Origin of the sequence: Stieleria sp., from assembly GCF_041595215.1 — a bacterium.
GTDB lineage: Bacteria > Planctomycetota > Planctomycetia > Pirellulales > Pirellulaceae > Stieleria > Stieleria magnilauensis.
In genome coordinates this window covers 1-4,355 of record NZ_JBFHKV010000767.1, presented here as the reverse complement: position 1 = coordinate 4,355, position 4,355 = coordinate 1, and the positions used below count along the sequence as shown (strand labels likewise).

Genomic DNA, 4,355 nt, shown 5'->3' with positions numbered 1-4,355 from the left:
GGGGGCATGCACGTTGCTGGGAGGGTTGGTCGCATTCCATTTTTTGACCATCAAATGTTTTGACCACTGACTTGCTACTCTCGGCGTGTGTAGCGGGCCAGGCTGCTTGTTATGACCGTTACTGGTCGGCGTCCATCAGTTCCTGCTGGCAGGTTTCACGGATGAGGTGCAAGCGTCGTTCGATCGTGCGTTCAGAGCATCCCAATCGTTGCGCGAGTTCTGCGTTGGAGAGGCCTTCCATTTTTCCGACCGCGATCTCTCGCAGTTGCCCGTCACCCAAATGGGAGAGCAGCTCCTCGACGGCTTCGGTCAACGTCAGCACCATGTCCGGCGTCGGTTCGTCGCCGATCACCTCGATCAGAGCGTCTTCGTCGCCCGGTCGTCCGGCCAGCGAGAGTGTTCGTTGGCCGCCGCCCCGCCGCTGTCGGCGGTCCCGGCGGCGTTTGTCGATGACCTTTCGCGCCGACATTTTTAACAACAATCGCCACAAGTCGTCGCGATCGGACATCTCGGGGAATCGGCCCTGCTCGGCCGCCCGATAGAAACTTTCGAAGACGCTGACGACCACGTCTTCTTCATCGGCCACTGCCCGGTTTTGTCCGCGAAGATGATTGCGGACGTTTCGAATCAGACGATCGTAGTAGTGGCGCCACAGTTCGGCCGCCGCGACCGAATCGCCGACTTTGACTTGATCGATCCAGCGGCTGACGTTTCCGTCATCGGACATCGGCGATCGCCCCATTCAATGTGGCGTACGCTTCCCGCTTGCGATTCGTCTCCACAATCACTCCACGCACCATAGTTTCCGGTTCGTCCTGAGGTAGATCCGTCCACCGGCGAGCGCTGGAGTCGCGTTGCTGGAATCGTTCAGGGGACACTCGGCGATCGGTGTGAACTCGTCCGGCGAAAGGCGAAACACGATTGTGGTTCCGGATTGATCGGTGGCATACGCTGTCTGGCCGGCCACTGCGACGGAGCCCCAGAACGCGGCTTTGTTGCGTTCCTGCCAGACCGTCTCGCCCGTTTTGGCGTCCAGGCAATCGATCAGATTGGGGCCTGCCCCGACGCGGTAGACAAAGCCGTCTCGCATGATTCCAGTGCCGATCGATTGGGGATTGCCTTCGATCCGCCAGCGTTGGTTTTCGGTGATGTCGCCGCGCCCGTTCATTTCGAACGCCATCGTTGGGCCTTTGAAACCGGCGTTGAACACACACAGGTCGCCTTCGATCATCGGGGAACTGTACGCCAGGTCGCCGCGATCACTGGTCACACGGAAGAACCAAACGACGTCACCGGATTCAACGTCCAGTGCCAAGATGCGTTGATGCATCGCGACAATGGCCAGTTGTCGCCCGTCCCGTTCGATCGGCACCGGCGTCGACCACGTGCCCATGTACTTCCCTTCCGCGTTTCGCTCGCCGTCACCCGGGACCGGTTCATCGTGCCGCCAAAGCGTCTCGCCAGACTCGACATCGAATGCGGCAACGAAGACTTGTTTGCCGGGTCCGGAGTTCAAGATCACACGATCACCGACGATGACGGGGCTGGAACCGTAACCCCACATGTGCCGGAACTCGCCCAGGTCGCGCGACCAGAGGGGAGCGCCGTTCATGTCGTAGGCGTGCAATCCACCGGTGGCATGCCAGACAACGACGCGTGATCCATCGCAGGCGGGCGTGGAACCGGCGTAAGGATTCGTCTTGTGCGTCGGCATTTCTTCTGCCAGCGTCACCGTCCGGGACCAGCGTTGATGGCCGTTGTCGGCATCGAAACAGATCAGACTGCGGGCGAGGCCTTTGGAGTCTTCGACGCTGCAGACGAAGACGTTCCCATCAACCACAATCGGGCTGCCGTTGCCGGGTTGCGGCAAGACGACGGACCAACGCACGTTTTCGGTGTCGCTCCATTCGGTCGGATAGTCACCCGACGACGCCACGCCGTCCGCTTGCGGTCCACGGAACTGTGACCAGTCGCCAGCGGTGACATCGGCGGCTGGAATGAGCAGGCTTGAGAAACAGGCGACACAGGCAAACACGACACAGAAGCGATTCATCGGACGGTTCTACCGGTTGGGGACATGGCTAAGCAAGAGAGCCGGAAAATCCAGGCAAAGTCTAATGGCTGGGCGAGAAGAACGCAAAATCGATGCCCCGCCGGGCGGGACGGAGTAGAATGACGCGCCCTCGCTGCTTCCCACCCACCGACCCCACCCAACGCCCTGTCATGAAATCAATCCACGCCCTGCTTTTCCTGTCCGTTTCCTTGGCCGCCGTGACCACCTCCGCTGCGGATCATGTCGGTGTCGGAGCCAAGCCGATCGAGGGTGCGGAAGTCATCCTCGACGGGACCCGCGACATGTTGGACGAAAAATGGACGTACTGGGAAGGGCCGCGTTTCAGTTCGTCGTTGCCGATCAAGTGGAAGATTGTCGAGGACCCCGTCGACGGCGGCACCTGTGTGATGACCGACGATCGGGCGGCCGACGGAGGCAAGTATGGCACGGCCGACATCGTGACGAAAAAGCCGTATCGGGATTTCCGGTTGCACATCGAGTTTCTGATCATGAAGCCCGGCGGCAACAGCGGCGTCTATCTGCAAAACCGTTTCGAAATTCAAGTCCTGGACGGCGACAAGTCAAAGCACGGCATGGGGGCGGTGATCAACGAAACGGAATCGCCGTACCATGCCTACAACGGCGTCGGGAAATGGAACGCGTACGACTTGGTCTTTCGCGCCGCCCGTTTCCGGGACGGCAAACTGGTCGAAAAACCGATGGTGACGATGTACTTCAACGGCGAGAAAGTTCACGTCAACCAAACGATCAACAAAGTCTGGGGCGGACCGAATTCGGGCGTCGACGGCGGAAACGACAACGGGTTTGGGATCACCGACACGCCCCAAGGCCTGAAACTGCAATGCGAAGGCCATGATGTGCGCTATCGCAACGCCTGGATCAAAGAGCTGATGCTGGACGAGCCCGAAACGGACTTCTGAATCCGAGATTTGCCCAGACGCCGACCGGCCTGTGGATCGAATCAATGTTCCTCAATCATCAGGCGTGGTCCGATGGGCTGATGCCGATGGGTGATCAACCGTTTGCCGATCGCTCTTGGACGCCGTGTTTTCACCCCAATGACTTTCTTCGCCCAAGCTGACGGATCCTGATGAAACGCTCTCCCCCAGTCGTCGACACGCTGCTGAAACCGGTCCTTGCACTGGCGATGGTTCTGGGGGCGGTTGCAGACACCAACGCGCAGTCCGATCGGGCTTCGGTATCCGAGGCCACCCCGCTTGCTGAATCGACCACTGAAATCGTGCCGATCGATGTGACGCTTGAGACGGTGATGAAGCGACAGGACCCGAGTGATAAATCGCTGTGGTTTCATCCACGCCTGGCGATCGGGGCTGGTCATGAAATCGTCATGACCGTTCAAAAGCATCTCGGTCGGTCGGACCATTATTCCGGCTTGAGTACGATGCGAACGGTCGATTTCGGCAAGCGTTGGGTGGGGCCGACGCTGCACCGCGAATTGGACTGGGTGACCGAAGACGGCGGCGTGAATGTGGCCGTCGTCGATGTGACGCCGGGCTATCACGCACCGACGAAACGTTTTCTCGCCGTCGGTGCGCAAGTTCGCTACAGTCCGTCGGGCAAGCAGTTGGAAGACAAAAAACGATCTCACCAGACGGCCTTTGCGGTGCGACAGGACGACGGTACTTGGTCACGTTGGCGGCAGTTGGAAATGCCGGCCGGCGCCGAGTTCGACTTTGCCCGCAGTGCCTGCGCCCAGTGGATGGTCGAGGATGACGGGACGGTGCTGTTGCCGTTCTACATCGGGACGGGGACCAAGGCTCCGTTTTCGACAACCATTGTCCGTTGCCGCTTTGATGGTCAGTCACTTTCGTACCAGGAACATGGCCAGATCTTACGTCTGGACGTCAAGCGAGGCTTGTACGAGCCTTCGATCGTCAAATACCACGATCGGTATTTCTTGACGATGCGAAACGACTTGAAAGCCTACGTCTCGGTCTCCGACGACGGTTTGAATCTCCGACCGATCAAGGCATGGACGTTCGACGATGGAAGTGACCTGGGCAGCTACAACACCCAAGCCCATTGGTTGGTCGCCGGTGACGGGCTGTTCTTGGTCTACACGCGACGCGGCGCCGACAACGATCACGTGATGCGGCATCGCGCCCCCTTATTCGTCGCGCAAGTCGACCCCGAACGACTGCATGTGATTCGATCGACCGAAAAGGTGGTGGTGCCGGAGCGTGGTGCAACACTTGGGAATTTCGGCGTGGCCGCAATCAGCGAGACTGAATCCTGGGTCACCGTCGGCGAAGGAAATGTG

General features: G+C 59.5%; 4 protein-coding genes. 2 read left to right on the top strand and 2 right to left on the bottom strand.

All coding sequences use genetic code 11. The features are described from left to right. Positions 1-118 precede the first annotated feature (118 nt). Complete coding sequence (locus tag ABX749_RS23870; RefSeq protein ID WP_372898205.1) at positions 119-727, bottom strand: sigma-70 family RNA polymerase sigma factor; 609 nt, start codon at positions 725-727, stop codon at positions 119-121. Between the two features lie 57 nt (positions 728-784). Continuing rightward, entirely contained in the window at positions 785-2,053 is a 1,269-nt protein-coding gene (locus ABX749_RS23865) for a PQQ-binding-like beta-propeller repeat protein (protein WP_372898204.1), read from the bottom strand. Between the two features lie 170 nt (positions 2,054-2,223). Between ABX749_RS23865 and ABX749_RS23860 the strand changes: the two genes are divergently transcribed. Together ABX749_RS23860 and ABX749_RS23855 are read left to right on the top strand one after the other, a co-directional pair. Then, positions 2,224-2,994, top strand: a complete 771-nt coding sequence (locus ABX749_RS23860; RefSeq protein ID WP_372898203.1) for a DUF1080 domain-containing protein — start codon at positions 2,224-2,226, stop codon at positions 2,992-2,994. Positions 2,995-3,164: 170 nt separating this feature from the next. Then, positions 3,165-4,355: hypothetical protein (locus tag ABX749_RS23855; protein ID WP_372898202.1), on the top strand; the 1,191-nt coding region annotated here is incomplete at its 3' end.

Bases quoted from the DNA above. Each gene is read 5' to 3' on its own strand.
- ABX749_RS23870 (WP_372898205.1), bottom strand. From the start codon at position 727: ATGTCCGATGACGGAAACGTCAGCCGCTGGATCGATCAAGTCAAAGTC.
- ABX749_RS23865 (WP_372898204.1), bottom strand. From the start codon at position 2,053: ATGAATCGCTTCTGTGTCGTGTTTGCCTGTGTCGCCTGTTTCTCAAGC.
- ABX749_RS23860 (WP_372898203.1), top strand. From the start codon at position 2,224: ATGAAATCAATCCACGCCCTGCTTTTCCTGTCCGTTTCCTTGGCCGCC.